At 71.4% G+C, this 26,212-nt stretch carries 23 protein-coding genes; 12 read left to right on the top strand and 11 right to left on the bottom strand.

Annotated features, from left to right (window positions below; translation table 11 throughout):
• Window positions 1–49: 49 nt before the first annotated feature.
• A complete protein-coding gene (locus AB0L37_RS30730) occupies window positions 50–1,294 on the top strand; it encodes an MFS transporter (RefSeq protein ID WP_365512612.1) in 1,245 nt (414 codons plus the stop codon).
• Here the strand turns inward: AB0L37_RS30730 and glgX are convergent.
• Window positions 1,269–3,386, bottom strand: a complete 2,118-nt coding sequence (gene glgX, locus AB0L37_RS30735) for a glycogen debranching protein GlgX (RefSeq protein WP_365512615.1) — start codon at window positions 3,384–3,386, stop codon at window positions 1,269–1,271. The two genes, AB0L37_RS30730 and glgX, sit on opposite strands and share 26 nt — an antisense overlap.
• Before the next feature lie 160 nt (window positions 3,387–3,546).
• Here glgX and AB0L37_RS30740 point away from each other — a divergent pair, with 160 nt between their 5' ends.
• The 4 genes from AB0L37_RS30740 to AB0L37_RS30755 all read left to right on the top strand — a co-directional run bounded on the left by AB0L37_RS30740 (window position 3,547) and on the right by AB0L37_RS30755 (window position 7,956).
• Window positions 3,547–4,338 carry a Tat pathway signal sequence domain protein gene (locus AB0L37_RS30740; RefSeq protein ID WP_365512618.1) on the top strand — a complete coding sequence of 264 codons (792 nt, stop codon included), beginning with the start codon at window positions 3,547–3,549 and terminating at the stop codon, window positions 4,336–4,338.
• Between the two features lie 62 nt (window positions 4,339–4,400).
• Window positions 4,401–5,747, top strand: coding sequence for a copper amine oxidase (locus AB0L37_RS30745; protein ID WP_365512621.1), 1,347 nt, complete (start codon window positions 4,401–4,403; stop codon window positions 5,745–5,747).
• 116 nt (window positions 5,748–5,863) lie between these two features.
• The gene (locus AB0L37_RS30750) at window positions 5,864–7,132 is read left to right on the top strand and encodes an SAV2148 family HEPN domain-containing protein (protein ID WP_365512624.1); all 1,269 of its coding nucleotides are present in this window, start codon (window positions 5,864–5,866) and stop codon (window positions 7,130–7,132) included.
• Between the two features lie 101 nt (window positions 7,133–7,233).
• Window positions 7,234–7,956, top strand: a complete 723-nt coding sequence (locus tag AB0L37_RS30755; protein ID WP_365512627.1) for a 3'-5' exonuclease — start codon at window positions 7,234–7,236, stop codon at window positions 7,954–7,956.
• 114 nt (window positions 7,957–8,070) lie between these two features.
• Here the strand turns inward: AB0L37_RS30755 and AB0L37_RS30760 are convergent, their stop codons facing one another.
• Window positions 8,071–8,952, bottom strand: coding sequence for an aminoglycoside phosphotransferase family protein (locus AB0L37_RS30760; RefSeq protein ID WP_365512630.1), 882 nt, complete (start codon window positions 8,950–8,952; stop codon window positions 8,071–8,073).
• Between the two features lie 70 nt (window positions 8,953–9,022).
• Between AB0L37_RS30760 and mgt the strand changes: the two genes are divergently transcribed.
• Window positions 9,023–10,297: a macrolide-inactivating glycosyltransferase gene (gene mgt, locus AB0L37_RS30765; RefSeq protein ID WP_365512633.1), complete on the top strand. Its 1,275-nt coding sequence runs from the start codon at window positions 9,023–9,025 to the stop codon at window positions 10,295–10,297.
• A gap of 140 nt (window positions 10,298–10,437) precedes the next feature.
• Here the strand turns inward: mgt and AB0L37_RS30770 are convergent, their stop codons facing one another.
• Entirely contained in the window at window positions 10,438–12,699 is a 2,262-nt protein-coding gene (locus tag AB0L37_RS30770; protein ID WP_365512636.1) for an MMPL family transporter, read from the bottom strand.
• Window positions 12,700–13,060: 361 nt separating this feature from the next.
• Between AB0L37_RS30770 and AB0L37_RS30775 the strand changes: the two genes are divergently transcribed.
• Together AB0L37_RS30775 and AB0L37_RS30780 are read left to right on the top strand one after the other, a co-directional pair.
• The gene (locus tag AB0L37_RS30775; RefSeq protein ID WP_365512638.1) at window positions 13,061–14,275 is read left to right on the top strand and encodes a S8 family serine peptidase; all 1,215 of its coding nucleotides are present in this window, start codon (window positions 13,061–13,063) and stop codon (window positions 14,273–14,275) included.
• Window positions 14,276–14,348: 73 nt separating this feature from the next.
• On the top strand, window positions 14,349–14,912 hold the full coding sequence (locus tag AB0L37_RS30780) for a DUF1697 domain-containing protein (RefSeq protein ID WP_365512641.1): 564 nt from the start codon (window positions 14,349–14,351) through the stop codon (window positions 14,910–14,912).
• On the opposite strand, the gene AB0L37_RS30785 is transcribed toward AB0L37_RS30780, so the two are convergent.
• Window positions 14,896–15,762 (bottom strand): aldo/keto reductase, encoded by an 867-nt coding sequence (locus AB0L37_RS30785; protein WP_365512644.1) that lies wholly within the window; start codon window positions 15,760–15,762, stop codon window positions 14,896–14,898. The two genes, AB0L37_RS30780 and AB0L37_RS30785, sit on opposite strands and share 17 nt — an antisense overlap.
• A 127-nt stretch (window positions 15,763–15,889) precedes the next feature.
• Here AB0L37_RS30785 and AB0L37_RS30790 point away from each other — a divergent pair, with 127 nt between their 5' ends.
• The 3 genes from AB0L37_RS30790 (at window position 15,890) to AB0L37_RS30800 (ending at window position 18,241) form a co-directional block, all read left to right on the top strand.
• Window positions 15,890–16,900: a 2-dehydropantoate 2-reductase N-terminal domain-containing protein gene (locus AB0L37_RS30790; RefSeq protein ID WP_365512647.1), complete on the top strand. Its 1,011-nt coding sequence runs from the start codon at window positions 15,890–15,892 to the stop codon at window positions 16,898–16,900.
• Between the two features lie 66 nt (window positions 16,901–16,966).
• Complete coding sequence (locus AB0L37_RS30795; protein WP_365512650.1) at window positions 16,967–17,554, top strand: TIGR03086 family metal-binding protein; 588 nt, start codon at window positions 16,967–16,969, stop codon at window positions 17,552–17,554.
• 66 nt (window positions 17,555–17,620) lie between these two features.
• Complete coding sequence (locus AB0L37_RS30800; protein WP_365512653.1) at window positions 17,621–18,241, top strand: DsbA family protein; 621 nt, start codon at window positions 17,621–17,623, stop codon at window positions 18,239–18,241.
• A gap of 12 nt (window positions 18,242–18,253) precedes the next feature.
• On the opposite strand, the gene AB0L37_RS30805 is transcribed toward AB0L37_RS30800, so the two are convergent.
• On the bottom strand, window positions 18,254–19,525 hold the full coding sequence (locus tag AB0L37_RS30805) for an MFS transporter (RefSeq protein WP_365512656.1): 1,272 nt from the start codon (window positions 19,523–19,525) through the stop codon (window positions 18,254–18,256).
• A gap of 76 nt (window positions 19,526–19,601) precedes the next feature.
• Between AB0L37_RS30805 and AB0L37_RS30810 the strand changes: the two genes are divergently transcribed.
• A complete protein-coding gene (locus AB0L37_RS30810; protein WP_365512659.1) occupies window positions 19,602–20,588 on the top strand; it encodes a DUF5937 family protein in 987 nt (328 codons plus the stop codon).
• Between the two features lies 1 nt (window position 20,589).
• On the opposite strand, the gene AB0L37_RS30815 is transcribed toward AB0L37_RS30810, so the two are convergent.
• The 6 genes from AB0L37_RS30815 to cysD all read right to left on the bottom strand — a co-directional run.
• Entirely contained in the window at window positions 20,590–21,330 is a 741-nt protein-coding gene (locus AB0L37_RS30815; protein WP_365512662.1) for a sirohydrochlorin chelatase, read from the bottom strand.
• An 8-nt stretch (window positions 21,331–21,338) separates the two neighbouring features.
• Entirely contained in the window at window positions 21,339–22,241 is a 903-nt protein-coding gene (locus AB0L37_RS30820; protein ID WP_365512665.1) for an ABC transporter permease, read from the bottom strand.
• Complete coding sequence (locus tag AB0L37_RS30825) at window positions 22,228–23,019, bottom strand: ABC transporter ATP-binding protein (protein WP_365512668.1); 792 nt, start codon at window positions 23,017–23,019, stop codon at window positions 22,228–22,230. Before AB0L37_RS30825 ends, AB0L37_RS30820 begins: the two co-directional genes overlap by 14 nt.
• Window positions 23,020–23,054: 35 nt before the next feature.
• Window positions 23,055–24,167: an ABC transporter substrate-binding protein gene (locus tag AB0L37_RS30830; protein ID WP_365512671.1), complete on the bottom strand. Its 1,113-nt coding sequence runs from the start codon at window positions 24,165–24,167 to the stop codon at window positions 23,055–23,057.
• 246 nt (window positions 24,168–24,413) lie between these two features.
• The gene (locus tag AB0L37_RS30835; RefSeq protein ID WP_365512674.1) at window positions 24,414–25,760 is read right to left on the bottom strand and encodes a GTP-binding protein; all 1,347 of its coding nucleotides are present in this window, start codon (window positions 25,758–25,760) and stop codon (window positions 24,414–24,416) included.
• Between the two features lie 2 nt (window positions 25,761–25,762).
• On the bottom strand, window positions 25,763–26,212 hold a 450-nt coding region (gene cysD / locus AB0L37_RS30840), incomplete at its 5' end, for a sulfate adenylyltransferase subunit CysD (protein ID WP_365512677.1).

Raw genomic sequence — 26,212 nt, forward strand, 5'->3', positions numbered from 1 at the left:
TGTCATCGCCGCATACATGATCGCGCGCGGACCTCGTTAGTTTCGGACGATGAGCGGTGCGGCGGAGAAGACGAGCACGACGACACTCGGCACGTACCGGCAGGTGATCGCGGTCACGGGGACGCTGCTCCCGGTGGTCTCGTTCCTCGGGCGGCTCCCGGTCGCGGTGATCCAGTTCGGCAGCGTCCTGCTCGTCACGCGCACCAGCGGCTCGCTCGCCACCGGAGGCACCGTCGCCTGCGCCCTCGCGCTCGGCCAGGTGGTCATGGGGCCCTTCGTGGGGCGCCTCGCGGACCGGCGCGGCCAGCGCCCCGTCGTCCTCGCCTTCGCGCTGCTCAACTCCGCCGCCGTGGCGGCCTACACGCTGGGCGCGCTGTACGGCCTGCCGACGCCCCTCCTCGTCGCGCTCGCGGTGCTCGCGGGCGCCACCGTGCCGGGGATCGGGCCCCTCGCGCGCGCCCGCGGCGTCGCCCTCGTCCGCCGCGAAGGGGCCGACGAACGCGCCGTGAACGCGGTCCTGTCCCTGGAGTCCACGATGGACGAGCTGTCGTTCGTCCTGGGCCCCGCTCTCATCGGCGTCGCCTCCGTGCTCGCGCACCCCGCCTACGCGTTCGGCGCGGCCGCCCTCCTGGTCGCCGGCTGCGGCACCGCCTTCGCCCTGCACCCGACGGCCACGGCGGTGCCCCGCGCCGCACCGCGCGGCCCCGTCACCGAGCGGCCGCGCCTGCCCCGCCAGGTGCACGTCGTGCGCGTGGGCCTCGTCCTGCTCGGCGTCCTGCTCGGCGGCTGCGGCGCCGGGATCACCGCGCTCACCCAGGAGCTGGGCCACGAGGACCAGGCCGGCCTCGTCTACGCCGCGATGGGCGTCATGAGCGCCGTCGTCGGCCTGTCCATGGCGGCCGTCCCCGAGCGGTTCGCCCTCCAGCACCGCTGGCGCGTCGCCACCGCCGCCGCGGCGCTCCTGTCGCTGCCCCTGATCGTCACGCACAGCATGCCGCTCCTGTATGCCGCCGTGACCGTCTTCGGTGCCCTGTTCGCGCCGAACCTGATCACCGGCTTCGGACTCACCGAACGGGCCGTGCCGCGCGAACGGCTCGCCGAGGGCATGACGGTCGCCGCGAGCGCGTTCGTCGGCGGACAGGCCGTCACGCTCGCCGCGGCCGGGCGCCTGGCGCAGGCTCACGGCCCCGCTGCGGCGTTCGCGGTGGGCAGCGCCGCCGCCGCCCTCGCCTTCCTCGTCGCCCTGGGCGTACGGCCCCCACAGGCCCTTACGCCGGCCGCCGCAGCACCGTGAGACTGCGGGCCGCCAGCGTCAGCCGGTCGCCCGCCCGCACCTTCTGCCCGTCGTCGGCGGGCAGCCCGTCGTCGAGCGCGGTGTCCACGACCGCCTCCCACTGCCTGCCGTGATTGACCGGGACCACGAACTCCAGCTCCTCGGGCGACGCGTTGAACAGCAGCAGGAACGAGTCGTCGAGGATCCGCTCGCCGCGCGGGCCCGGCTCCGAGATCGCGTTCCCGTTCAGGAACACCGCCATCGAGCGGGCCTGCGCGACCCCCCAGTCCTTCTGGGTCATCTCCTCGCCCTCGGGTGTGAACCACGAGATGTCGGAGAGCTCGTCGTGCGTGCCCTCCACCGGGCGGCCGTGGAAGAAGCGGCGCCTGCGGAAGACCGGATGCTCCTTGCGCAGCCGCACCATCGCGCGCGTGAACTCCAGGAACGGCTCATCGGGGGCGTTCTCGTCTGGCCAGTGCACCCACGCCACTTCGTTGTCCTGGCAGTACGCGTTGTTGTTGCCGCCCTGCGTACGGGCGAACTCGTCGCCGTGGCTGAGCATCGGCACGCCCTGCGACAGCATCAACGTAGCGACGAAATTGCGCATCTGGCGCGCTCGCAGCTCAAGGACCTCCGGGTTGTCCGTGTCGCCTTCCTCGCCGCAGTTCCACGACCGGTTGTGGCTCTCGCCGTCCCGATTGCCCTCGCCGTTCGCGTCGTTGTGCTTGTCGTTGTACGAGACCAGGTCGTGCAGCGTGAATCCGTCGTGGCACGTCACGAAGTTGATGGAGGCCAGCGGGCGGCGGCCGTCGTCCTGGTAGAGGTCCGAGGAGCCCGTGAGGCGGCCCGCGAACTCGGCGAGCGTGCGCGGCTCCCCGCGCCACAGGTCCCGCACGGTGTCGCGGTACTTGCCGTTCCACTCCGTCCACAACGGCGGGAAATTGCCCACCTGATAGCCGCCCTCGCCGACGTCCCACGGCTCCGCGATCAGCTTCACGCGTGAGACCACCGGGTCCTGCTGCACCAGGTCGAAGAAGGACGAGAGGCGGTCCACCTCGTGGAACTGCCGCGCCAGTGTGGCCGCGAGGTCGAAGCGGAACCCGTCGACGTGCATCTCCTCGACCCAGTAGCGCAGCGAATCCATGATCATCTGGAGCACGTGCGGGGAGCGCATCAGCAGCGAGTTCCCGGTCCCCGTGGTGTCCATGTAGTACTGCGGATCGTCGGTGAGCCGGTAGTAGGACTGGTTGTCGAGGCCCTTGAAGGAGAGCGTCGGGCCCAGGTGGTTGCCCTCCGCCGTGTGGTTGTAGACGACGTCCAGGATGACCTCGATACCCGCCTGGTGCAGCGCGCGTACCGCCGACTTGAACTCCAGGACCTGCTCGCCCCGGTCGCCCCACGACGCGTACTTGTTGTGCGGAGCGAAGAAGCCGATCGTGTTGTAGCCCCAGTAGTTGTTCAGGCCCATCTCGACCAGACGGTGGTCGTTGACGAACTGGTGCACCGGCATCAGCTCAAGGGCGGTGACGCCCAGTTCGGTGAGGTGCTCGATGACCGCCGGATGCGCGAGCGCCGCATACGTGCCGCGCAGCTCCTCCGGCAGCGCCGGATGGAGCATCGTCAGACCCTTCACATGCGCCTCGTAGAGCACCGTCTCGTGGTACTCGGTGCGCGGCAGCCGGTCGTCGCCCCAGTCGAAGTACGGGTTGACCACGACCGACGCCATCGTGTGCGGCGCGGAGTCCTGGTCGTTGCGCTCGTCCGGTGCCCCGAACGGATACCCGTACACCGCCTCGCCCCAGTCGATGCTTCCGCTGACGGCCCGCGCGTACGGGTCGAGCAGCAGCTTCGCCGAGTTGCAGCGCAGGCCGTGCTCCGGCTCGTACGGGCCGTGCGCGCGGTAGCCGTAGCGCTGCCCCGGCATGACGCCGGGCAGGTACGCGTGCCGCACGAACGCGTCGGACTCCCGCAGCTCCACCGCGGTCTCCGACCCGTCGTCGTGCAACAGGCACAGCTCGATGCGGTGCGCGGCCTCGGAGAAGACCGCGAAGTTCGTTCCGGCGCCGTCGTACGAGGCACCCAGTGGATACGCCTGTCCAGGCCAGACCTGCATGGCTATGACTCTTCCACTTCCGGCCCGGCGGTCCGGGCGACATCGGCCAGAGTCTCCCCGAAAGTGGCGGAACCACCTAGGAGTTGGGCCCCTCTTACAGAAAGACCACGCAATACCTGTATGCCCTCCGGTGTGACCGCTGGGGGAGTAGGGGGAAGATGTGCGCGAGCTAGCAAGACGCCATCTCGGGAAGCTGGTGGCGGGGGTGGCCCTCGCGGCCGCCGGCGCCGCCGTAGCGATCGGCGCGAGCCTGCCCGGTGACGCGGGGAGCGCGGGTGACGCGGCCAGGGCCGGCGCGGCCCAGCGCGACGCCGTGGCGCCGGAGGGCACCGTCGAGGCCGCACCCGCCGAGGGGGACAAGGGCGTCGGACGCGACCCGCTGACCGACGCGGAGACCGAGCGGGCCGAGCAACTGGCCGTGTCCGGCACCGCGTTGCGGAGGGACGCCAGGGACGTGGAGGGCGATCGCGGCCCCCAGCACCTGTCGACCAACCTGACCGAGGTCGACCCGGGCCTGAGCGCCGCGGAGGCGGCCCAGCGCCGCGCCGACGTCGTCTACTACGACTACAAGAGCGACTCCGTCGTCACCAAGACCGTGAACCTCGACACCGGAAAGGTCGAGGACACCCGCACCGACCGGGGCGTGCAGCCGCCGCCCAACAAGGACGAACTCGCCGAGGCCGCGCAGCTGTTGATAGCCGACCCGCTCGGCGCCGGCCTCAAGAGCGACTACAAGGACGCCACCGGCAAGGCGCTCACCACACAGGACCAACTCCAGCTGAGCGGCATGGTGTTCCGCAAGGAGACCGTCGCGGACGTCCCCTCCGATCTGACGGAGTGCGGCAAGCACCGCTGCCTGCGCGTCGTCGCCAAGGTGAAGAACGGGCCGTGGATCGACACCCGCGCCCTCGTCGTCGACCTCAGCGACCGCACGGTCGGCCGCCTGACCTGACCCGGGGCGCCGCTCCGCCACCACCGTCTCCTGCCTTCTCCTGCGCAAAGGAGTCCTTCCGTATGCCCGACATGCCCCACCAGGCCGCCACACGCGCCCCGCACGTCACCAGAGCGGCGCGCGCCCGCAGGCCCGCCACGCTCCTCACCGGCCTCGCGGTCACCGCGCTGCTCGGCACGGCCCTCGCCGCACCCGCCTCCGCCGCGCCTCCTCAGGCACCCGGAGCCGCCGCGCCCGCCTGCTCGGCCGCGTACCAGATCGAGCAGACCCTCGACGGCGGTACGACCTGGCGGATGTGCTGGCACTACAACACCCTGTCCGGACTCGTCCTGGACGACGTCAGCTACCAGCCCAAGAGCGAAGCCGCGCCGATCTCCGTACTCACCAGTGCCCGCCTCGCGCAGGTTCATGTCCCCTACGACGACGGGGAGAACGAGTACGACGACATCACGGGCACCGACTTCGGCCTCGCCCTGCAGAAGCTGAGGCCGGCCGAATGCCCCGGCGGCACCATCAAGACCGTCAAGGTCCCCGACATGGGCGACGTCCAGGGCCTGTGCGCGACCACGCGTGCGCGCGGGCACGCGTACCGGCTCAACGACGACGAATCGACCGGAGGCAGCGGCAAGCTCTACAGCGCCCAGGGCAAGGACCTGCTCGTCTACACGGTCAACAAGGCGTCCTGGTACGAGTACATCACCGAGTGGCGCTTCTCCTCCGACGGCACCATCACGTCGAACGTGGGAGCCACTGGGAGCCTCTCCCCGTACGACTACAAGGGCACCGACGGCAAGGGCTGGCCCATCGGCAAGGGTGCCACCGCCTACGCCGAGAGCCACAGCCACAACGTCTTCTGGCGGCTCAACTTCGGCCTGGACGGCTCCACCAAGAGCAAGGTCGAGCAGTACGACTCCACGGTGACCCCGCCGGCCGGCAGCGGATCGCCGAAGACGAAGACCACCCGTACCCCCGTCACCAAGGAACTCGCCGGTGACGTCAAGGACATGCGGTGGTGGCGCGTGGTCTCCACGGCGGGCAAGAACACGGACGGGCACCCCCGCTCCTACGAGTTCGTGCCCGGCCGCTCCAGCAAGTTCCCCGGACGCTCGTTCACCAAGCACGACGTGTACTTCACCGAGTACAAGAAGTGCGAGCAGTACGCGAGCGACAACCCGGCGGCCAACTGCGGCGGTACGAGTGTGGACAAGTGGGTGTCGGGACAGACCCTGAAGCACCCGATCACCTGGGTCAACATCGGGTTCCACCACATCGCCCGGGACGAGGACCAACAGCCGATGCCGGTGCACTGGCAGGGCTTCTCGCTCGCCCCCAGGGACGTGACCGCTATGAATCCGCTCACTCCCGCGGACCTGGCGGGTCAGAACGGCGTTCCCGGAAACGGTAGTTGAGAAACTCTCCTCTCCATCCGGCTGCACCGCCGACCGCTCCCGGAGTACCCTTCCTTGATCGTTGCTGGGGGAGTGCTCGAAAACAGCTCGGGGGAGCGGAAGGCGGTGCGGAGCGGGTGAGCTCGGGAGGGCTGGAGCTGCCCCCTGGTGACGACGGTCACGAGGGCCAGGACAGCCAGGAGACAGCCTCCACGGACATCCCGCCCGGAGCGGTGTCGCTGGCTCGGCCCATGGACATCGGGTCGCAGATCGGACCCGAACTGGACTGGGGCACCGACGCATGGCGCGAGGTCCGTACGCGCGCCCAACGAGCCGGCCGCGCCTATATCTGGCTGAACCTGGTCGAGCAGCGGCTGCGCGCCGTCGTCGGGGCCGTACTGCGCCCCATCTACGAACCGGTGAACGGGGACGACTGGGTCGTCGCCGCCGCGGGCCCCGCCGGGCAGGAGTGGGTGCAGCGGGCCGTCGCCGTGCGCGAGGTCAGCCGCCGCAAGGGCTACCTGCTCGACCCCGCCGACGACAACGTCCTGTCGTTCCTGACCCTCCCGCAGCTGCGCGAGCTGATGGTCCAGCACTGGCCGTGCTTCGAGCCGTACTTCGACGACCGGCGCGACGTCGAACTCGCCCTCGACGAGCTGGAGGTCACCCGCAACGTGGTCTCCCGCAACCGCGCGCTGTCCGAGACGGTCCTCGCACAGGCCGAGCGCGCCTCCTCCCGGCTGCTCGACATACTGAGCGCCGGTTCGGACGTCCCGTCGTCGCGCAGGCTGCCCGTCGACGCCGTCGAGGACATGGTGGGCGACCGGTACGCGGACGTCGTCGGCGTCCACTCGGACCGCGTACGGCTGCTGCGGCAGCTGCCCGCCGAGGACCTCTTCGGCGGCGCGCGGCGCCTGGACGCGATCGGGATCGGCCTGAACCTCCTCGTCCAGAACTTCTCGGGGCGGCGCCTGATGCGCCTGGCCGAGTCGGGCTGCCGGACCCGGCTGCTCTTCCTGAACCCCGCCTCCAGCGCGGTCAAACGGCGCGAAAGGGAACTCGGGCTCAAACGGGGCGAGTTGGGGCGCGCCGTCGAGATGAACATCCTGCACATGCGGCGCGTGCGCGCCCGGCTTCGCGACCCGGCCGCCTTCGAGATCCAGGTCTTCGACGAGACGCCCCGCTTCACCGCGTACCTCGTGGACGGCGACGGCTCGGACGGCATCGCCGTCGTCCAGTCGTACCTGCGCCGCACCCGCGGGATGGAGGCACCCGTCCTGGTGCTGCGCGGCGGTGGCCGGGTGGTGAAGGCGGGCACCTCCGCGGACTCGGGGGAGAACGGCCTTTTCGTGACATACCGCGACGAGTTCGAACAGGCGTGGGCCGACGGGCGACCGGTGTCGTAGCGGCGCCCGTCGCATGCGGTGCCAGGTGCCGGACCGATTGTCAGTGGCGCGTGCGAGGGTGGTGGTCACTGGGGGAACGCACCACGAAGAAGGGGGCTGCCATGGGCTGGCACCGGGAGCTGATGATCGGCTTCGACCTGGAGACGACCGGGACCGATCCGCGCGAGGCGCGCATCGTCACGGGCGCCGTCATCGAGGTCAGGGACGGCGCCGTCCTCGGGCACCGGCAGTGGCTCGCCGACCCGGGCGTGCCGATCCCCGACGAGGCGGTCGCGGTCCACGGCATCAGCAATGAGCGGGCGGCGGCGGACGGCGAGCCGGCCGACCGCGTGGCCGACGCCATCGCCGAGGTCCTGGTCGGGTACTGGCGCACGGGCGTCCCGGTGGTCGCGTACAACGCGGCGTTCGACCTGACCCTGCTCTCCGCCGAACTGGCCAGACACGGCCTGCCGTCACTGCGCGAGCGGCTCGGTGACCGGGACCCCGCGCCCGTCATCGACCCGTACACGATCGACCGCAGCGTCGACCGCTACCGCCGCGGCAAGCGCAACCTGGAGGCGGTGTGCACCGAGTACGGGGTCACGCTCGCCGCCGCCCATGACGCGTCGGCGGACGCGCTGGCCGCGGCGCAGCTCGCCCTCGCGATAGGCGAGCGCCATGCGAAGGTCGCGGCGCTGGGGGTGGCCGAGCTGCACCGGCGGCAGGTGGAGTGGTACGCGGAGTGGGCGGCCGACTTCCAGAACTTCCTGCGCAAGAAGGGGGATGCGGGGGCCGTGGTGGATCCGGTGTGGCCCGTGCGGGTGCTGGATGTGGCCCAGATCTAGCCCGTCCGGCGCTTGAGGACCGGGGGTCCGGGGACAAAGCCGACGTGCCCGCGGCGGGACCGTGCCCGCGGCGGGAAAGCCGAAGGAACCCCCGACCCCCCTGTCCCGACGGGCTCAGAACGGGTACCAGCGCACCTCGGCGTCGCCGTCCCGCAAAGACGCCACCCTGCGCCGGAACTCCACGAGCGCCTTCGGATTGCTGGGCGCATGCTGCGCGACCCACGCGCAGGACGCCGTCTCCCGGGCCCCGCGCAGCACCGCACACCCGTCCCACTCCCGCACGTCCCACCCGTACGCGGCCACGAACCCGTCATAGGCCGCCGCGGGCAGCCCGTACCGGTCCCGCGACAGCGCCATGACGACCAGATCGTGCTCGCGCAGATCCGCCGAGAACGTCTCCAGGTCGACCAGGACCGGTCCATCGGGCCCGATGTGCACATTGCGCGGCAGGGCGTCACCGTGGATCGGCCCGGCGGGCAGGTGGGGGGTCAGCGCGGCCGCGGCCGCGGCGAAACCGTCGCGCCGCTCGCGCAGGTAGTCCGCGTCGGCCGGGTCGATCGCGTCGCCCGCGAGCCGCAGCCACCGCTCGACGCCGCCGAGCAACTCCCGCCGGGGCAGGGTGAATCCGGTCGGTTCGGGCAGCGCGTGCACGCGCTTGAGGAGTTCGGCGAGGTCGCGCGGCTCGGCGGGGCGCACGGCCGCCGGGATCCGGTGCCACACGGTGACCGGGTGCCCGTCGACGAGCAGCGGTTCCGCCTTGGCGGCGCGCACGGCGGGGACGTCGTGGTCCGCGAGATAGGCGGCGATGGCCAGTTCGCGGCGGGCCCGGTCGAGGAGCTCGGGGCCGGCCTGCTCGATGCTGCGGCCCACCTTGACGACGAGGTCGCCGGCGGCGAACACCGCGTTCTCGCCGAGGGCTATCAGTTCCGCGGCGGCCGCGGGGCCCTCCGCGACACCGGCCTGCGCCAGCACGTCCCGTGCCCGTGCCTCGTCCATCCTCTTGCCTCCCACGTCGCACCTGGTACGGGGCCAGTCTCGCACCCGGCGGCGGAAGGCCCGCACCGTAATGAGGTTGCACGAGACGGTTCGTCTCGTCTACGGTGACGTCATGACGAACCCGGAACACACCAAGCCCGCCCATATCGCCATGTTCTCCATCGCGGCCCACGGGCACGTGAACCCGAGTCTGGAAGTGATCCGGGAGCTCGTCGCCCGTGGGCACCGCGTCACGTACGCGATCCCGCACCTGTTCGAGGAGAAGATCGCCGAGACCGGTGCCGAGCCGGTCCTCTACCGCACCACCCTGCCCGGCCCCGACGACGACCCGGAGGCCTGGGGCACCACGCTCCTCGACAACGTCGAGCCGTTCCTGGACGACGCGATCCAGGCGCTGCCCCAGCTCATCGAGGCGTACGAGGGCGACGGCGAGGGCGGCGGTGTCGGTGTGCCCGACCTCGTCCTCCACGACATCACCTCGTACCCGGCGGGCGTCCTCGCCCACCGCTGGGGCGTGCCCGCCATCACGCTCTCGCCGAACCTCGTCGCCTGGGAGGGGTACGAGGAGGAGGTCGCCAAGCCGATGTGGGCCGAGCCCCGGCGGACGCCGCGCGGCACGGCGTACTTCGAGAAGTTCGACGCGTGGCTGAAGGAGTACGGCGTCCCGAAGACGGCCGACGAGTTCTGGGGCCGCTACGACCGCACCCTCGTCCTCATCCCGAAGGCCCTCCAGCCGCAGGCCGACCGGGTCGACGAGGAGAAGAACACCTTCGTCGGCGCCTGCCAGGGCGACCGCGCCGCGCAGGGCGACTGGCAGCGTCCCGCGGACGCCGAGCGCGTGCTGCTCGTCTCGCTCGGCTCCTCCTTCACCAAGCAGCCGGACTTCTACCGGGAGTGCGTGAAGGCCTTCGGTGATCTGCCGGGCTGGCACGTCGTGCTCCAGGTCGGCAAGCACGTCACCGCCGCCGACCTCGGGGAGGTCCCGGCGAACGTCGAGGTGCGTTCGTGGGTGCCGCAGCTCGCGGTCCTGAAGCAGGCCGACGCGTTCATCACGCACGCCGGCGCGGGCGGCAGTCAGGAAGGACTCGCCACCGCCACGCCGATGGTCGCCGTCCCGCAGGCCGTCGACCAGTTCGGCAACGCGGACATGCTCCAGAGCCTCGGCGTCGCACGCCACGTCCCGATGGAGGAGGCGAGCGCCGCCACCCTGCGCGAGGCGGTCCTCGCGCTCGTCGACGACCCGGAGGTGGCGTCCCGGCTCGCCGCCATCCGGCGGGAGATGGCGACCGAGGGCGGCACGCAGCGGGCCGCCGACCTGATCGAGGCCGAACTGCCGCGCGGCTAGGCCGGGTTACGGCAGGGGATGCGCTGTCACGCGCACGACGTCGTGGCGATGCGCGGACGCCAGGGAGATGTGCCGCAGTGCCGGTCGGTTCCTCCGGGAACCCGACAGGCACTGCGGCACCGCCCCTTACCGGTCACGGTTCATGGGGAAACCCGCACCGGCCCGTCCTTCGGAGCCGCCTCGGGCACCTCCGTGCCGGCCTCGTCGTGCGTGAAGTCCGGCATCCGCTCCAGCCACTTCGGCAGATACCAGTTGCGCTCGCCGAGCAGCGCCATCACGGCCGGGAGCAGCACACCGCGGATGACCGTCGCGTCGATCAGGATGGCCGCCGCCAGGCCCACGCCCATCTGCTTGAAGGACTGCATGGACAGCGTCCCGAAGATGGCGAACACGGCGACCATGATGACGGCCGCGCTCGTGACCACCCCGGCCGTCGTGACGACCCCGTGCCGGATGGCGTCCGTGTTCGTACGTCCCTGAAGACGCGCCTCCTTGATCCGTGACACCACGAACACGTGGTAGTCCATCGACAGGCCGAAGAGGATCACGAAGAGGAACAGCGGCAGCCACGAGATGATCGCTCCGACGCCCTCCGCGCCGACCAGCGAGGCGCCCCAGCCGTTCTGGAAGACGGCGACGAGAATCCCGTAAGCCGCTCCCACGGACAGCAGGTTGAGCGCGATGGACGTGATCGCCACCGTCAGCGAGCGGAACGACAGGAGCATCAGCAGGAAGGCGAAGACGACGACGAACACGAAGACCGGGGCGACCGAGCCGACGATCTGGTCGTTGAAGTCCTTCGACCCCGCCACCTGCCCGGTGACCGGCGCCTCCACCCCGTCGACCGTGCCGAGCGTGTCGGGCCGCACCTGGTCGCGCAGCAGCGCCAGGCTCTTCTCCGCCCTGTCCTGATCGGACCCGCCGACCAGGGGTACGTCGATGAACGCGACGTCCTGCCCCGCGTGCACCGTCACCTCGACCGGCCCGCGCGAGGCGCCCGAACTCACCGCCTGGGCACGGAAGTCGGCGATCGCCGAGCGCACGGCGGGCGCGTTGATGTCGTCCGCCTTCACGACGACCTCGGCCGGGTCGGACCCGCCGGGGAACGCCTCGTTGACCCGGTCGTACGTCGCCACGATCGGCAGCGAGTCGCCGAACTCCTGGTCCAGGGTGAGGTTCTGGGTCTTCATGCCGAGCGCGGGCGCGGCGATCGCGACGAGCGCGCCCACCGCGACGGCGACGCAGACGGCGGGCCGCGCCAGCACGACCGTCAGGACGCGCTGCCAAAGCCGGCTGCCTTCAAGGGAGTTGCGCTGGGCACGACTCTTGTTCCTGCGCCCCACGAAGGGGATGCGGCCCTTCTCCACGCGCTCGCCGAGCAGGGAGAGCAGCGCCGGCAGCACGGTCACCGAGCCCACCATCGCGACCGCCACCACGATCAGCGAGGCGAGGCCCATCGCCTGGAACTCGGCGAGTCCGGTGAACATCATGCCCGCCATCGCCACGCACACCGTGACACCGGAGACGATGATCGCCCGGCCGCTGGTGGCGGCGGCCACGCGCAGCGCGGTCTGCGGGTCGTGGCCCTTCATCCGCTCCTCGCGCTCGCGCCGCAGATAGAACAGGCAGTAGTCGACGCCGACGGCCAACCCCACGAGGAGCATCACCGAGTTGGCGGTCTCGCTCATCGGCTGGAGATGGCTGACGACGCCCATCAGGCCCATCGTCGCCATGATCGCCGTGATCGCGAGGGCCACCGGGAGCAGCGCCGCGACGAGCGCGCCGAACGCGATCAGCAGGATGCCGAGCGCCACCGGCACGGCCGAGTACTCGGCGCGCTGGAAGTCGTCGCCGAACGCGTCGGCGAACGTCTTGTTCATGCTGGCGCCGCCGATCTCCTCGATCCGCAGCGCGTCGTGGTCGTCGGCCACGCCCTTGACCGCGTCGAGCACCGGCTGCACCCGGTCGGCCGCCGTGTCGGGGTCGCCGCGCATGTCGAACTGGACGAGCGCGGTGCGGCCGTCCTTCGAGACGGTGCCCGACGCGGACGCGTACGGCGAGCGGACGTCGGTCACCGCGCCCGTGCCCTCGACGGCCTTGATGACGTCCTCGACGGCGCGCTTGAACTCCGGTGCCGTGGCGGACAGTTGGCGGTCCTTGCCCTGGACGAGAACGGTCTCGCCCACCGGCTCGTCGATGTCCGCGGTCTCGACGATGCGCGCGGCCTGCCCGGTCTCGCCGCTGAGCCCGTCGCCGTCCGAGACGTCGACGCGCCCGACGGCCGAGCCGAGGCCCATCGCCACGACGACGAAGAGCACCCAGATCCCCACCGCCGCCCATCGATGCCGCACGCTCCAGCCGCCCGCCCGGGCGGCGAAGCCCTTCACCCCGTTCCTCGCCATGAGGTCACCTCCGGATTCGAAGGTATGGGCGGGATAAGCGCGGGTCGTCGTGCTGGCCGGTGAGCCGTGACGGGCCGGAGTCGGCGTCCAGGAGGACCCACGCCCCTTACACGTATCGGGGGTTGAGCCGCGGGGGAGTGACCTGCGAAGGGCTGATGAAGAGCCCCATGTAGGGCTGGTCTGTCCTTTTTGTTATTACGAAACCTTGTTGAGTAAGTCACAGGTGTATGTAGGTCTTGATCTGGTCGCGTCAATCGGACAGGGTTTCGTCTCAACCCCCGGACATCTTCCGGAGATTGGCCGGGGCAACAGCAAATCCCCCCACACAACCCCCCACATCACCACGAGGAGATCCCTCTTCATGGCAACTCACCAGCGCGCCCGTTTCGGCGCCGTCAAGCTCACCGCGGCGATAGCCACCGCTGCCACCGCGGTCGGCGTCACCGTCCTCGCGGGCCCCTTCGCCAACGCGGCACCCGCCGAGGGCACCGTCTACGGCCAGGGCGTCAAGGGCGCCGTGGCCGGCAGCTACATCGTGCTCCTCGACGGCAAGGCGGACTCCGCCGCCACCAAGAAGGGCCTGGCCAAGGAGTACGGCGGCACCTTCAAGCGGAACTACGACTCGGCCGTCAACGGCTTCTCGGTCAGCGGCCTCTCGCAGACCGAGGCCAAGCGGCTCGCCGCCGCCGGCGGTGTCGACAAGGTCGTCCAGAACAAGAAGTTCCACATCGACGCCACCCAGGACAACCCGCCGTCGTGGGGCCTGGACCGCATCGACCAGGCGGAGACCGCGGGCGACAGCAAGTACACCTACCCGGACAGCGCGGGCGAGGGCGCGACGGCGTACGTCATCGACACCGGCGTCCGCATCAGCCACAAGGACTTCGGCGGTCGCGCCTCCTACGGCTTCGACGCCGTCGACAACGACGACAGCGCCGACGACGGCAACGGCCACGGCACGCACGTCGCCGGGACCATCGCCGGTGAGGCGCACGGCGTCGCCAAGAAGGCGAAGATCGTGGCCGTCCGCGTCCTCGACAACGAGGGCTCCGGCACCACCGAGCAGGTCGTCGCCGGCATCGACTGGGTCACCGAGCACCACCAGGGCCCCTCCGTCGCCAACATGTCGCTCGGCGGCGGCGTGGACGAGGCGCTCGACGCGGCCGTGCAGAAGTCGATCGCGTCCGGCGTCACCTACGCGGTGGCCGCCGGCAACGAGTCGTCCGACGCCGCGCAGTCCAGCCCCGCCCGCGTCCCCGAGGCCATCACGGTCGCCTCCTCCACCAAGGACGACGAGCAGTCCGACTTCTCCAACTACGGCTCCGTCGTGGACATCTACGCCCCCGGCTCGGACATCACGTCCGACTGGAACACGGGCGACGACGCCACCAACACCATCTCCGGTACGTCGATGGCGACCCCCCACGTCGTCGGTGCCGCCGCGGTCTACCTCGCAGGGCACCCGGACGCGGCCCCGGCCGACGTCGCGAAGGCCCTCACCGACGGGGCCACCCCGGACGCCATCAAGAACGCGTCCGACGGCACCGCGAACAAGCTCCTGAAGATCGTCGAGTAACGGCTCGCGATACGTGACCGGCGGCCGTCGTGCCCACCCCCACGGGGTGCGGCGGCCGCCTTATCGTGTGCCCATGACTCAGCGGACGACCACTCACTACGCGGCGCTTCTGCGCGGCATCAACGTCGGCGGCGCCAAGAAGGTGCCCATGGCCCAACTGCGGCCCCTTGTCGAGCGGTTGGGGTGCGACGACGTCCGCACGTATCTCCAGAGCGGCAACGTCACCTTCGGCGCGGACAGCGGCGACGAGGAGTCGTGGGCGGCGATTCTGACCCGCGCCATCGCCGACGAGTTCGGCTTCACGGTCGACGTCCTCGTACGGGACCACGCGTATCTCGAGGCGATCGTCGACGCGTGCCCGTTCCCGGCCGCGGAGCTTGAGGGCAAGCAGCTCCACGTCACGTACCTCTCTGAGCAGCCGGGACCCGAGCGCTACGCCGCCGTCGACGCGTCCGCGTACGCGCCGGAGGACTTCCGGCTCGGCGACCGCGCCCTCTATCTCTACGTCCCCGACGGCCTCGGCCGCTCCAAGCTGGCCGAGCAGCTGGCGCGGCCCGGCCTGAACAAGGGGCTGATCGCGACCAGCCGCAACTGGAACACCGTCACCAAGCTGGTGGAGCTCACGAGCGGGACGTGAGCGCGTCGAGCCGCGCCATGTCCTGCGCCGTGAGCTGGACGTCCGCCGCCGCCACGTTCTCCTCCAGGTGCGCGAGCGACCCCGTGCCCGGCGTCGGGCACAGCACGGGGGAGTGGTGCAGGAGCCACGCGAGCGCGATCTGCGACGGCGTCGCCTCGTGCGCCCGTGCGATACCGGTCAGCTCCTCGTGGTCGGTGAGGGCGCCGTTGCCCAGCGGGAACCAGGGCAGGAACGCGATGCCCTGCGCCTCGCACAGCTTGAGCAGCGGCTCCGAGACGCGGTCGAGGACGTTGTAGCGGTTCTGCACCGACGCGATCGGCACGATGCCCAGGTCGAGCGCGGCCCGCAACTGCTCGGCCGTGACGGAGTCCAGGCCCACGTGCCGGATCTTGCCGGCGTCCCTCAACTCCGCGAGGACACCCAGCTGTTCGGGCATGGGGACGTCCGGGTCGAAGCGGTGCAGCTGGTACAGGTCGATCCGGTCGAGGCGCAGCCGGCGCAGGCTCGCGTCGCACATCGCGCGCAGCTGCTCGGGCCGGCCCGCGATGTGCCAGGACTGCGACGACGTCCGTACGACACCGCCCTTCGTCGCCACCACCAGGCCCTCGGCGTACGGGTGGAGGGCGGCCGCGACGCGCTCCTCGGCGATGCCGGGCCCGTAGTTGTCGGCGGTGTCGACGAGCGTCACCCCGAGCTCGACGGCCCGCCGCAGCACGCCGACCGCGTTCGCGTCGGACCCGCGCGGGCCCCAGGCGCCGGGCCCCGTCAGATGGACGGTGCCGTAGCCGAGGCGGCGCACGGGGAGGTCGGAGCCGAGGGCGAAGTGCGTGGGCGGTCGGTGCGTCGTCATGCCGCGACGGTAGCCGACGGCCTCGGCGGAGCCTCAGGGCGCCCGCGCGGCCCCGGACCGGGAGAGTTTGCCGGATCGCAACAGCCGCGTCGATGGCCGCTGCACCTTTCCGTGAAAGGGTCGCTGTATGCGTTACGTCATCATCGGAGCGGGAGCGGTCGGCGGCGCCCTCGGGGGGCGGCTCGCGCAGGCCGGGCAGGACGTCGTGCTGGTCGCGCGCGGCGCGCAGTACGAGGCGCTGCGCGAGCGCGGGCTCGTCCTGCAGACACCGGACGGGCCGCACACCCACCGCCTCCCCGTCGTCGACGGGCCCGAGGCGCTCGGCACCCTGCGCGCCGACGACGTCCTCGTGCTCTGCGTGAAGACCCAGGACAGCGCCGCCGCGCTCGCCGCGTGGGGCCCGCGGCCCGTCGAGGGCGGCGGCACCGCGGCCGGGCGGCTGCCCCTGGTGTGCGCGCAGAACGGGGTGGAGAGCGAACGGCTCGCCCTGCGCACGTTCCAGCGGGTGTACGCGATGTGCGTCTGGCTGCCCGCCGCGTTCGTCGAGCCCGGCGTCGTGCGCGCCGACGGCACGCCGCTCACCGGCATCCTGCACCTCGGCCGCTACCCGTCCGGCAGCGACGAGACCGCCCGCGCCGTCGCCGCCGACCTGGAGAAGGCCCCCTTCGAGGCGCCCGTCGTCGACGACGTCATGCGCTGGAAGTACGCCAAGCTCCTCGCCAACCTCGCCAACTCCATCGAGGCGATCTCCGGCGTCCTGACCAGCGCCGAGGGCATCGCCCTCTTCCGCAGGGCCCGCGCGGAGGGCGAGGCCGTCCTCGCCGCCGCCGGTATCGCGTACACCCCGCAGGACGAGGAGAAGCAGGCCCGCGCCGACAAGATCCGGTTCGAGCCGTTCGACGGATCGCCGCGCGGCGGCGGCTCCTCGTGGCAGTCGCTCCAGCGCGGCGCGGGCAGCATCGAGGCGGACTTCCTGAACGGCGAGATCGCCCTGCTCGGCCGGCTGCACGGCGTGCCCACGCCCATCAACGACGTACTCCAGGAACAGGCCGACGAAGCGGCACGGCAAGGTCGTGCGGCCGGGGAGACGCCGGTGGCCGACCTGGTGGCCATGGTGGACGCGCGCGTCACGGGCTGACCCGGGGCGCGGTCCTGTCGCGTTTGTTCAAGAAGGACCGGGGCTCGTCCTCGTACCGTCGTGGACATGGAACCGAGCATGCAGAACGTGCAGCCCTACCTGGCCGAATGCGCCGCCGAAGCCGCCCGCGTCGCCTCCGGCGTCAAGCCCGACCAGCTCGACGAGCCGTCCCGCTGCGGCGACTGGGACGTGCGCGCCCTCGTCAACCACTGGGTGCTCTACGGCGCCCACGGCCTCGAACACCGCGCCCAGCGACGGCAGTTGCCCGACGAGCTCACCGCTCGCGACTTCACCGCCGACGCGGACTGGGCCGCCGGATTCGCGGCCCAGCTGGACAAGGCCGTCGCCGCGTGGGCCGAGCCACAGGCGTGGGAGGGCGAGGTGGACCTCGGGTACGCGAAGCAGCCCGCCCCCGAGGTCGCTACGCTGCTCCTGCTCGAACTCGCCCTGCACGGCTGGGACGTGGCCGCGTCCACCGGCCAGGAGTTCCGGGTCTCGGACGGCGCGGCCCGGCTGCTGCTCGACGTGGTCGGCGCGAACGCCGCGCTCTACCGGCAGTACGAAGGGTTCGCCGAGCCCGCCGCACTCCCCGCCGGAGCGGGCGTGTTCGCGCAGGCCCTCGCGCTGAGCGGGCGCACGCCCGGGCGGTCATGAGTGGCCCAGGCGAGCCGGGGTGAAATGGACCACGGCGTAGGGCCAGTGCCCGGCTAGGTTCGAGACATGACCTCACAGAGCACCCGCACCCGCGTCGACTTCTACTTCGACCCCGCCTGCCCCTTCGCCTGGATCACCTCCCGCTGGATCCTGGAGGTCGAGCGCGAACGCCCGCTCGACCTCCGCTTCCGGCCGATGAGCCTGTACCTGCACAACATCGGCAACGAACTCCCCGACTGGTACCGCGAATTGGTCGACAAGTCGATCGGCCCGGTACGGGTCGCCGTGGCCGCCGCGCGGGACCACGGCGAGGAGGTGCTGCGTGATCTCTACACCGCGTTCGGCACCCGTATCCACCAGGACAAGAACGACGACTTCGACGCCGTGATCGCCGAGGCGCTCGCCGAGCTGGGGCTGCCCGCCGCCCTCGCCGCCGCCGCGCACGACCCGGCGTACGACGACGCGGTGCGCCGCAGCCACGACGCCGGGAAGGAGCCCGACTCGGACGGCTACGTCGGCACGCCCACGATCCACGTCGACGGCACGGTCTGGTTCGGGCCCGTCCTGCGGGCGATCCCGCGCGGCGAGAAAGCCGCCCAACTCTTCGACAGTTTCCGGGTGTTGGCCTCCGAGCCCGACTTCTTCGAGCTCAAGCGGACCCGCACGGGAGGCCTCGACGTCGGCTGACCGGGCCGGCCGTCACTCGCCGCGCCACTCCCCGTCGCGCCGGGCCCACCGCACGGCGGGGCCGACACCGAGACCGGACACCACGAAGAGCACGCCGAGCACGACCCAGCCGGCCGTGCCGTGCTCGATCGCGGTGACCGTCACCAGGGCCGGGCCCGCCATCGTGGCCGCCGCCTGGCCGGAGCTGAAGACGCCCTGGTAGACGCCGTGCGCGCGGGAGTCGGCGAGCGCGTAGCCCAGTGTCCAGCCGCCCGCCGCCGACGTCACCTCGGCGAGGACCTGCACCACCGCGCCGGCCGCGAGGACGAGCACCGCCCACACCGGCGAGAGGCCCGCCGTCAGCGCGAACACCGCGCACGACGCGGCCAGCAGCAGCCCCGACCTGCGCATCGCCCGCACCGCGCCCGGCACGTCCTCGACACCGCGCGTCGCCGGCACCTGAAGCAGCGCCACCAGGGCGCAGTTGAGGACCGCGACGAGCGCCGCCGACCAGCGCGGTGCGTCCGTGTTCTGCACGATCCACAACGGCAGGCCGACCTCCAACAGGCTGTACTGAAGGGCCAGTACGGCGTTGAGGACGGTCACCGACAGATACGGCAGATCGCGCACGGCCCGCCAGCGGCTCGCGGCCGGCGCGTCCCCCTGCGCCACGCGCTCGGGCGTCACCGGAAGACGTACGACCATCAGGGCGCCGATGACGAACGTGCACGCGTTGACGAGGATCAGCGTGAGGTAGGCGGCCCGGCTGTCCCACTGCAACGCCACCGCGCCGAACAGGCCGCCGACGCCCATCCCGACGTTCGTCACCATCCGCAGATGTGCCCGCCCCTCCACCCGGTGCGCGGGCGGCAGGACATCCGCGTACAGGGCGCCGCGCACGCCGGTCGACGACTGGTTGAGCGCGGCGTAGCAGATCGCCGTCCCGAGGAAGCCCGCGTACGAGTCGACGAGCGCGTACGCGGCCATGCTCAGGCCGACACCCGACCACAGCGCGCACAGCACCCGGCGGCTGCCCCACCGGTCCGACGCACGCCCTGCGGGCACCCCCGCCGCGAGCCCGAACACGCCCGCCACGGTGAGCCCCACACCCACCGACGTGGCGCTGAGCCCGACGATCCGCGTGAAGTACAGCACGCTGATGGGGAAGAACAGACCGCGCCCGAGGGCGTTCAGAAGCGTGATGAGCGACAGCCGGCGCAGGACGTCGTCCGTCGGGAGCAGACCCGCGAAACGGGTGGGGGCGGGCGCGGGCGCCGCCGGGGCGACGGCGGGTGATGTGGTCATGGCCATAGCGAAACCCGGTTCCGGCGGGCGCGGCATTCCTTTAGCGTGCGACTAAAGAGTCAGGAGGTCGCTGGACATGATCGAGTTCCGGTTCGCCGGCAGTGACCTGGCCCGTACGTCCTTCGCGTACTCGCCCCTCCAGGAGGCCGTGTACTCGCTGCGCGCCTGGCGCGAGCCCGCGCGCTACCCGTACCAGCGACCCTGGCTGCGCCGCCTCGGCCCCGCCTTCCGCCGCCAGGACACCGAACTGCTCGGCGCGCTGATCGCCCCGCACCTGTGGATCCCGGACTTCCTCACACCGCGCCCGGACCGCCCGCGCTCCACGTTCGCCCAGCAGCTGGCGCGGATCCGCGAGGTCCCGCCGCACCTCCTGGAACCGGACTTCACGGCCGCGTACGCCACGACGCCCGACCGGCTGCCGAAGATCGTGCGCGACGGGCTCGCCGACCCCGCCGCCTTCCGCGACCGCATCGCCGACGCCCTGGACGCCTACTGGTACGAATGCCTCGCCGACGACTGGTGGCCGCGCGTCCAGTCGGTCCTGGAGGCCGACCTCACCCACCGCGGCAAGGTGCTCGCCGAGGACGGCGTGGGCGGCCTGTTCACCAGTCTCGACGGCCGCCTCACCTGGAGCGGGGAGGTACTGACCCTCGTCGCCTCGCACAACTACCGGGCCTGGCCCACGGCGGACATCCGTATCGCCGGCCGCGGTCTCGTCCTCGTACCGACGCTGTTCTGCCACGGCGCCCACACGATGATCGACGCCGAACTCCCGCCGCTGCTCAGTTACCCGGCCCGCGGCCGCGCCACGATCTCCGAGACCCCGCCCCCGGCCTCCGACGCGTCCCTGACCCGCCTGCTCGGCACCGCCCGCGCCCGCCTCCTGCGCCTGCTCGCCGAACCCGCCTCCACGACGGAACTCGCCCACCGCCTCGACGTCACCCCCGGCGCGGTCAGCCAGCATCTGTCGATCCTCTACGACGCCGGGTTGCTGACGCGGACACGCAGTGGGCGGAGCGTTCGGTACGTGCGCAGTGAGCTGGGGGAGCGTCTCGCGGGGTGAGTCAGGCGCCGAGCGCCGTCAACTGCCTTGCGAGAGCGTGCTCGTAGCGGTCCACGAGCACCCGCGCCACCTCCGGCGCGGCCCCCAGCACATCCGCCAGGACGTCCGCCTCCGCCGCGCCCTCCGCGATGCGGTCCGGGAGGCGGCCGGGGGCCAGGACGTACGGGGCGACCGCCACCCGTGCGCAGCCCAGGGCGCGCAGTTCCCGTACGGCGTCGGCCGTGCGGGGAAGAGATGCGGAGGCGAACGCAGGCCGCACGGCGCACCAACCGGTGTGCCGCCACTCCCGCGCGATTTCAGCGATCACTGCGATCGCCTCCGGGTCGGAGGAGCCCGCCGAGGCCAGGACGACCCCGGTCGTGGGCTTGTCGGCGGGGGTCAGCCCCGCCTCGTACAGGCGCCGTTCGAGGGCCGCGACCAGCAGCGGGTCGGGGCCGAGGACGTCCGCCTGACGGATCCGCAGCCCGCGCGGCGCCTGCCGCAGCACCGCCGGGATGTCCGCCTTCGCGTGGAAGGCTCGGGTGAGCAGGAGCGGGAGGGCGACCACGTCGCGTACGCCCTGCGCCGCCAGTGACTCCAACACCCCGTGCACGGAAGGGACGTTGAAGTCGAGGAACGCCGTCTCCACCCGGACCCCCGGCCGCTGCGCCCGCACCTCGCGCACGAGGGCGTGCACCGTCGCGGCGTGCCGCGGGTCGCGGCTGCCGTGGGCGATGACCAGGAGTACGGGGGAGTGGGGCATGGCAGCGCTCAGTTCTTGACGAGGAGGCCGCGGCCGCGCAGCACGCGGCGCTCCAACGGGCTGAAGATCAGCAGGTCGATGACGATGCCGACGATCAGGATCAGGAGGATCGCCAGGAACACCATCGGCATGGACGAGGCGTTGCGGCCGTTCTCCAGGAGCTGGCCGAGGCCCACGCCCAGGTCCGGCGACGACGCGATGATCTCCGCCGCCATCAGTGAACGCCACGAGAACGCCCAGCCCTGCTTCAGGCCCGCGAGGTAGCCGGGCAGCGCCGCGGGCAGCACGATGTGCCACAGGCCGCGCCAGCCCGTCGCACCGAGGGTGCGGCCCGCCCGCAGGAAGAGCGGGGGCACCTGGTCGACGCCGGAGACCAGGCCGTTCGCGATCGACGGGACCGCGCCGAGCAGGATCACCGCGTACATCATCGAGTTGTTCAGGCCCAGCCACAGGACCGCCGGGGGGACCCAGGCGACCGACGGCAGGGACTGGAGGCCGGAGAGGATCGGGCCGATCGCGGCGCGCACGAACTTCACGCGCGCCACGAGCAGGCCGAGCGGCGTGCCGATGGCCAGGGCGAACAGGAAGCCGAGAAGGCCGCGCGAGACGCTCGTCCAGATGTAGCCGAGCAGTTCGCCCTTGAGCCAGGACGTCCGGACCTCGTCCCAGACGGCGGACGGCGGCGGCAGCTTCGTCGGGTCGTCGACGATGTGGAAGGAGACCAGGCCCTGCCAGAGCAGCAGCACGACGATCACTGCCGTCAGCGGCGGGAAGATCTTCTCGCGGAACGTCCTGCTGAACGGCGTGCGCCCCGACTGCACGGTCTCCAGGGCGTCCAGGCCCGCTTCCAGACCCGCGAGGTCGTCCGCCTTGTCGGCCACCGCGGTGGCCGTCGGTTCAGTCCTTGCCATGGCGGCGGATCTCCCCACGCAGTTGTTCGGTGATCTCGACGGAGAGCTCGGCGACCTCGGGGTCCTCGATCCGGCGGGGCTGCTCGATGTCCACCGTCCACTCGTGGGCGATCCGCCCGGGGCGCGAGGACAACAGGACCACACGCTGGGCGAGCCGCACCGCCTCGCGCACGTTGTGCGTGACGAACAGGACGGAGACGTTCGTCTCGCGCCAGATGCGGGTGAGCTCGCCGTGCAGCACGTCGCGCGTGATCGCGTCGAGCGCCGCGAACGGCTCGTCCATCAGCAGCAGTTGGGCGTCCTGCGCGAGCGCGCGGGCCAGGGCCACGCGCTGGCGCATACCGCCCGAGAGTTCGTGGACGCGCTTGCCGTACGCGTCCTGGAGCCGGACCAGGTCGAGGAGTTCCTCGGCGCGGGCGCGGCGCTCGGTCTTGTGAACTCCCCGGAGTTTCAGGGCGAGTTCGATGTTCTTGCCCGCGGTGAGCCACGGGAACAGGGCGTGCTCCTGGAACATCAGGGCAGGGCGGCCCTGTGTCGCGATGGAACCGGCCGACGGGGCGTCGAGCCCCGCGACCAGGTTGAGCAGCGTCGACTTGCCGCAGCCGGAGGCCCCCAGGAGGGTGACGAACTCGCCGGGCGCGACATCGAGGCTGATGTCGTCCAGGACGAGCTGCGATCCGGCGGGCGTGGCGAAGGACTTCGACACGTGCTCGATACGGGCCGAGTTGCCGTCGGTCGCGACAGCGGTGTCCGCGGCCTTGGCGAGGGTCGTCGCCATGGTCGTCACCTCCTGGGAGTCGTGGATCCGGGCGGTTACTTGACGCCGAGGCCGGCGTCGGCGACCTCGGTGGCGCCTTCGGCCTTCAGCACCTTGTTCAGCGGCTTCAGGTCGTAGATCCCGTTCAGGTCGGGCTTCTCCAGGAGGCCCGCCTTGACCGCGTGCGAGGCCTCGGTGTCGAGGGTCGAGGCCAGCGGGTCGTCGGTGAACTCGATGGACTTCCAGGCCGGGTCGAGCACGTTCGCGGGCAGCGCCTTGCCCGAGTCCTTCTCCAGCTGCTTGTTGGCGGCGGCCTTCGCCGCGTCCGGGTTCGCGTCGATCCACTTGTTGGTCTTCACCGAGCCGCGCAGCACGGCCTCGACGACGTCCGGGTGGGCCTTCAGGAACTTCTGGGACACGATGATGTTCGTGATCACGAACTTCTTGTCGGGCCACAGGTCGGACTCGTCGAGGAGGACCTTGCCGCCCTCGGCGACCAGCTTGGACGCGGTCGGCTCCGGCACCCAGGCGCCGTCGATGGAGCCGGACTTGTAGGCGTCGGGGGTGATCTTGTTGTCCGTGCGGACCACGGACACGTCGCCCTTGCCGGAGTTCGCGTCGACCTTCCAGCCCTGCTCGGCGACCCAGTTCAGGAACGCGACGTCCTGCGTGTTGCCGAGCTGCGGGGTGGCGATCTTCTTGCCCTTGACGTCGTCCAGGGACTTGATCTTCTTCGGGTTGACGACGAGCTTCACGCCGCCCGAGGCCGAACCGCCGATGATGCGCAGCGACTTGCCCTGCGACTTGGTGAAGCCGTTGATGGCCGGGGAGGGGCCGATCCAGCCGATGTCGATGGACCCGGCGTTCAGCGCCTCGATCTCGGAGGGGCCGGCGTTGAAGACCTGGTAGGAGGCCTTCGTCCCCTTGAGCTCCTTCTGGAAGAAGCCCTTCTGGTTACCGACCAGGGCGGTGCCGTGGGTCAGGTTCCCGAAGTAGCCGATCTTCACGGTGCCGGCGGAGAGCGCCTTGCCCTTGGCGGCGACGTTCTCCTTGGCGCTGTCGTCGGCGTCCGAGCCGTATCCGCAGGCCGTCGCGGTGAGCGCGAGGAGCGGCAGTGCGGCGGCGACGACGAGGCCGCGGCGCGTGAAGAGCGAACTGATGGCAGGCACGGGAGGTGTTCCTCTCGTAGGCCCGGCGGAGCACGCGCGTCTAGGCCTTCAGGCGTCTAGGGCGTGGCCGGGCGGTCGGCATGTCTTCGTTTTCGACGAACGGTGCGGGGGGTGTGGGCGCGCAGGCAGTGCGCGTACGTCTTCACGCACATCGCGCGACCCCGCCCTGCCCGCTGCCGAGGGCGCCGCTGCCGACGCGGCCGCCCTCTTTCGCGAACGTGCTGTAGTAGTCGATGGGGTTCATGCTCAGAAGTCCCAACCCTCGTCGTCCACCAGGGACTTGGGGTCCTCGGCGGTCGCGAAGGACTCGCCCGCCATACCCGCCGCGAGCGTCGTCCCGTCCGCCGGGTCGATCAGCAGGAACGAGCCGGTGCGCCGCGAGTCCGCGTACGAGTCGAGCGCGAGCGGCTCGGCGGTGCGGACCTTCACGAGACCGATGTCGTTGGCGACGAGCTGCCCCGGGTCGGGGTGCTGGGAGAGGTCGTCGAGGGTGAGCCGCGACGGGATCTCCTTGACGATCGCCTTGACCGTGCGGGTCGTGTGCTTGAGCAGCACGCGCTGGCCGACGGTGAGCGGGGTGTCGGCGACATGGCACACGGTCGCCTCGACGTCCTGCGAGGTCGCGGGAGCGTCCCCGGTCGGCACGATGAGATCGCCGCGCGAGATGTCGATGTCGTCCTCCAGGAGGAGGGTGACCGACTGCGGCGTCCACGCCACGTCGACCGGCTGCCCGAGCAGGTCGATCCCGGCGATCTTCGACGTACGGCCGGAGGGCAGGACGGTCACGGACTCACCGACGCGGAAGGTGCCCGCGGCGATCTGGCCCGCGTAACCCCGGTAGTCCGGGTGCTCGGCGGTCTGCGGCCGGATCACGTACTGCACGGGAAGGCGCGCGTGGCAGCCCGTGAGGTCGTGGCTGACCGGGACCGTCTCCAGGTGCTCCAGGACGGTCGGGCCGCCGTACCAGTCCATGTTGGCGGACGGCTCCACCACGTTGTCACCGGCGAGCGCGGAGATGGGGATCGCGGTGATCTCCGGGACGCCCAAGTGCCCCGCGTACGCGGTGAATTCCTCCGCGATCGCGGCGAACACGGACTCCTTGTACTCGACCAGGTCCATCTTGTTCACGGCGAGCACGACGTGCGGCACGCGCAGGAGCGCGGCGACGGCGGCGTGCCGGCGGGTCTGCTCGATGACGCCGTTGCGGGCGTCGACGAGGACCACGGCGAGGTCGGCAGTGGAGGCGCCGGTCACCATGTTCCGGGTGTACTGCACGTGGCCCGGGGTGTCCGCCAGGATGAAGCGGCGGCGCGGGGTCGCGAAGTAGCGGTAGGCGACGTCGATCGTGATGCCCTGCTCGCGCTCGGCGCGCAGGCCGTCGGTGAGCAGCGCGAGGTCAGGCTCGGCGGCGCCGCGCGACCGCGACACGGCCTCGACGGCCTCCAGCTGGTCGGCGAGGACCGACTTGGAGTCGTGCAGGAGGCGGCCCACGAGGGTGGACTTGCCGTCGTCGACGGAACCGGCGGTGGCGAACCGCAGGAGGGTCGTGGCCGACAGGCCGGCCAGCTCTTCAGCAGCAGTGGTCGTGCTCATGGTTAGAAGTACCCCTCGCGCTTGCGGTCTTCCATCGCGGCCTCGGACATCTTGTCGTCGGCGCGGGTGGCGCCCCGCTCGGTGAGCCGGGACGCGGCGATCTCGGCGATGACCTTCTCGATCGTCGTCGCGTCGGAGTCGACGGCGCCGGTGCAGGACATGTCGCCCACCGTGCGGTAACGGATGAGACGGGTCTCGACCGTCTCGCCCTCCTTGGGGCCGCCCCACTCGCCGGCGGTCAGCCACATGCCGTTGCGGCTGAAGACCGGCCGCTCGTGCGCGTAGTAGATCTCGGGCAGGTCGATGTTCTCGCGGGCGATGTACTGCCACACGTCCAGCTCGGTCCAGTTGGACAGGGGGAAGACGCGGACGTGCTCGCCGGGCGCGTGGCGGCCGTTGTAGAGCTGCCACAGTTCGGGGCGCTGGCGGCGCGGGTCCCACTGCGAGAACTC

Source organism: Streptomyces sp. NPDC052225 (assembly GCF_040679615.1).
In the GTDB taxonomy this organism is placed as follows: domain Bacteria; phylum Actinomycetota; class Actinomycetes; order Streptomycetales; family Streptomycetaceae; genus Streptomyces.

Bases quoted from the DNA above. Each gene is read 5' to 3' on its own strand.
- AB0L37_RS30785 (WP_365512644.1), bottom strand. From the start codon at position 15,762: ATGACGACGCACCGACCGCCCACGCACTTCGCCCTCGGCTCCGACCTC.
- AB0L37_RS30825 (WP_365512668.1), bottom strand. From the start codon at position 23,019: ATGGCGACGACCCTCGCCAAGGCCGCGGACACCGCTGTCGCGACCGAC.
- glgX (WP_365512615.1), bottom strand. From the start codon at position 3,386: ATGCAGGTCTGGCCTGGACAGGCGTATCCACTGGGTGCCTCGTACGAC.
- AB0L37_RS30820 (WP_365512665.1), bottom strand. From the start codon at position 22,241: ATGGCAAGGACTGAACCGACGGCCACCGCGGTGGCCGACAAGGCGGAC.
- AB0L37_RS30745 (WP_365512621.1), top strand. From the start codon at position 4,401: ATGCCCGACATGCCCCACCAGGCCGCCACACGCGCCCCGCACGTCACC.
- AB0L37_RS30730 (WP_365512612.1), top strand. From the start codon at position 50: ATGAGCGGTGCGGCGGAGAAGACGAGCACGACGACACTCGGCACGTAC.
- AB0L37_RS30835 (WP_365512674.1), bottom strand. From the start codon at position 25,760: ATGAGCACGACCACTGCTGCTGAAGAGCTGGCCGGCCTGTCGGCCACG.
- AB0L37_RS30810 (WP_365512659.1), top strand. From the start codon at position 19,602: ATGATCGAGTTCCGGTTCGCCGGCAGTGACCTGGCCCGTACGTCCTTC.
- AB0L37_RS30770 (WP_365512636.1), bottom strand. From the start codon at position 12,699: ATGGCGAGGAACGGGGTGAAGGGCTTCGCCGCCCGGGCGGGCGGCTGG.
- AB0L37_RS30815 (WP_365512662.1), bottom strand. From the start codon at position 21,330: ATGCCCCACTCCCCCGTACTCCTGGTCATCGCCCACGGCAGCCGCGAC.
- AB0L37_RS30775 (WP_365512638.1), top strand. From the start codon at position 13,061: ATGGCAACTCACCAGCGCGCCCGTTTCGGCGCCGTCAAGCTCACCGCG.
- AB0L37_RS30800 (WP_365512653.1), top strand. From the start codon at position 17,621: ATGACCTCACAGAGCACCCGCACCCGCGTCGACTTCTACTTCGACCCC.
- AB0L37_RS30790 (WP_365512647.1), top strand. From the start codon at position 15,890: ATGCGTTACGTCATCATCGGAGCGGGAGCGGTCGGCGGCGCCCTCGGG.
- AB0L37_RS30780 (WP_365512641.1), top strand. From the start codon at position 14,349: ATGACTCAGCGGACGACCACTCACTACGCGGCGCTTCTGCGCGGCATC.
- mgt (WP_365512633.1), top strand. From the start codon at position 9,023: ATGAGGTTGCACGAGACGGTTCGTCTCGTCTACGGTGACGTCATGACG.
- AB0L37_RS30760 (WP_365512630.1), bottom strand. From the start codon at position 8,952: ATGGACGAGGCACGGGCACGGGACGTGCTGGCGCAGGCCGGTGTCGCG.
- AB0L37_RS30805 (WP_365512656.1), bottom strand. From the start codon at position 19,525: ATGACCACATCACCCGCCGTCGCCCCGGCGGCGCCCGCGCCCGCCCCC.
- AB0L37_RS30755 (WP_365512627.1), top strand. From the start codon at position 7,234: ATGGGCTGGCACCGGGAGCTGATGATCGGCTTCGACCTGGAGACGACC.
- AB0L37_RS30795 (WP_365512650.1), top strand. From the start codon at position 16,967: ATGGAACCGAGCATGCAGAACGTGCAGCCCTACCTGGCCGAATGCGCC.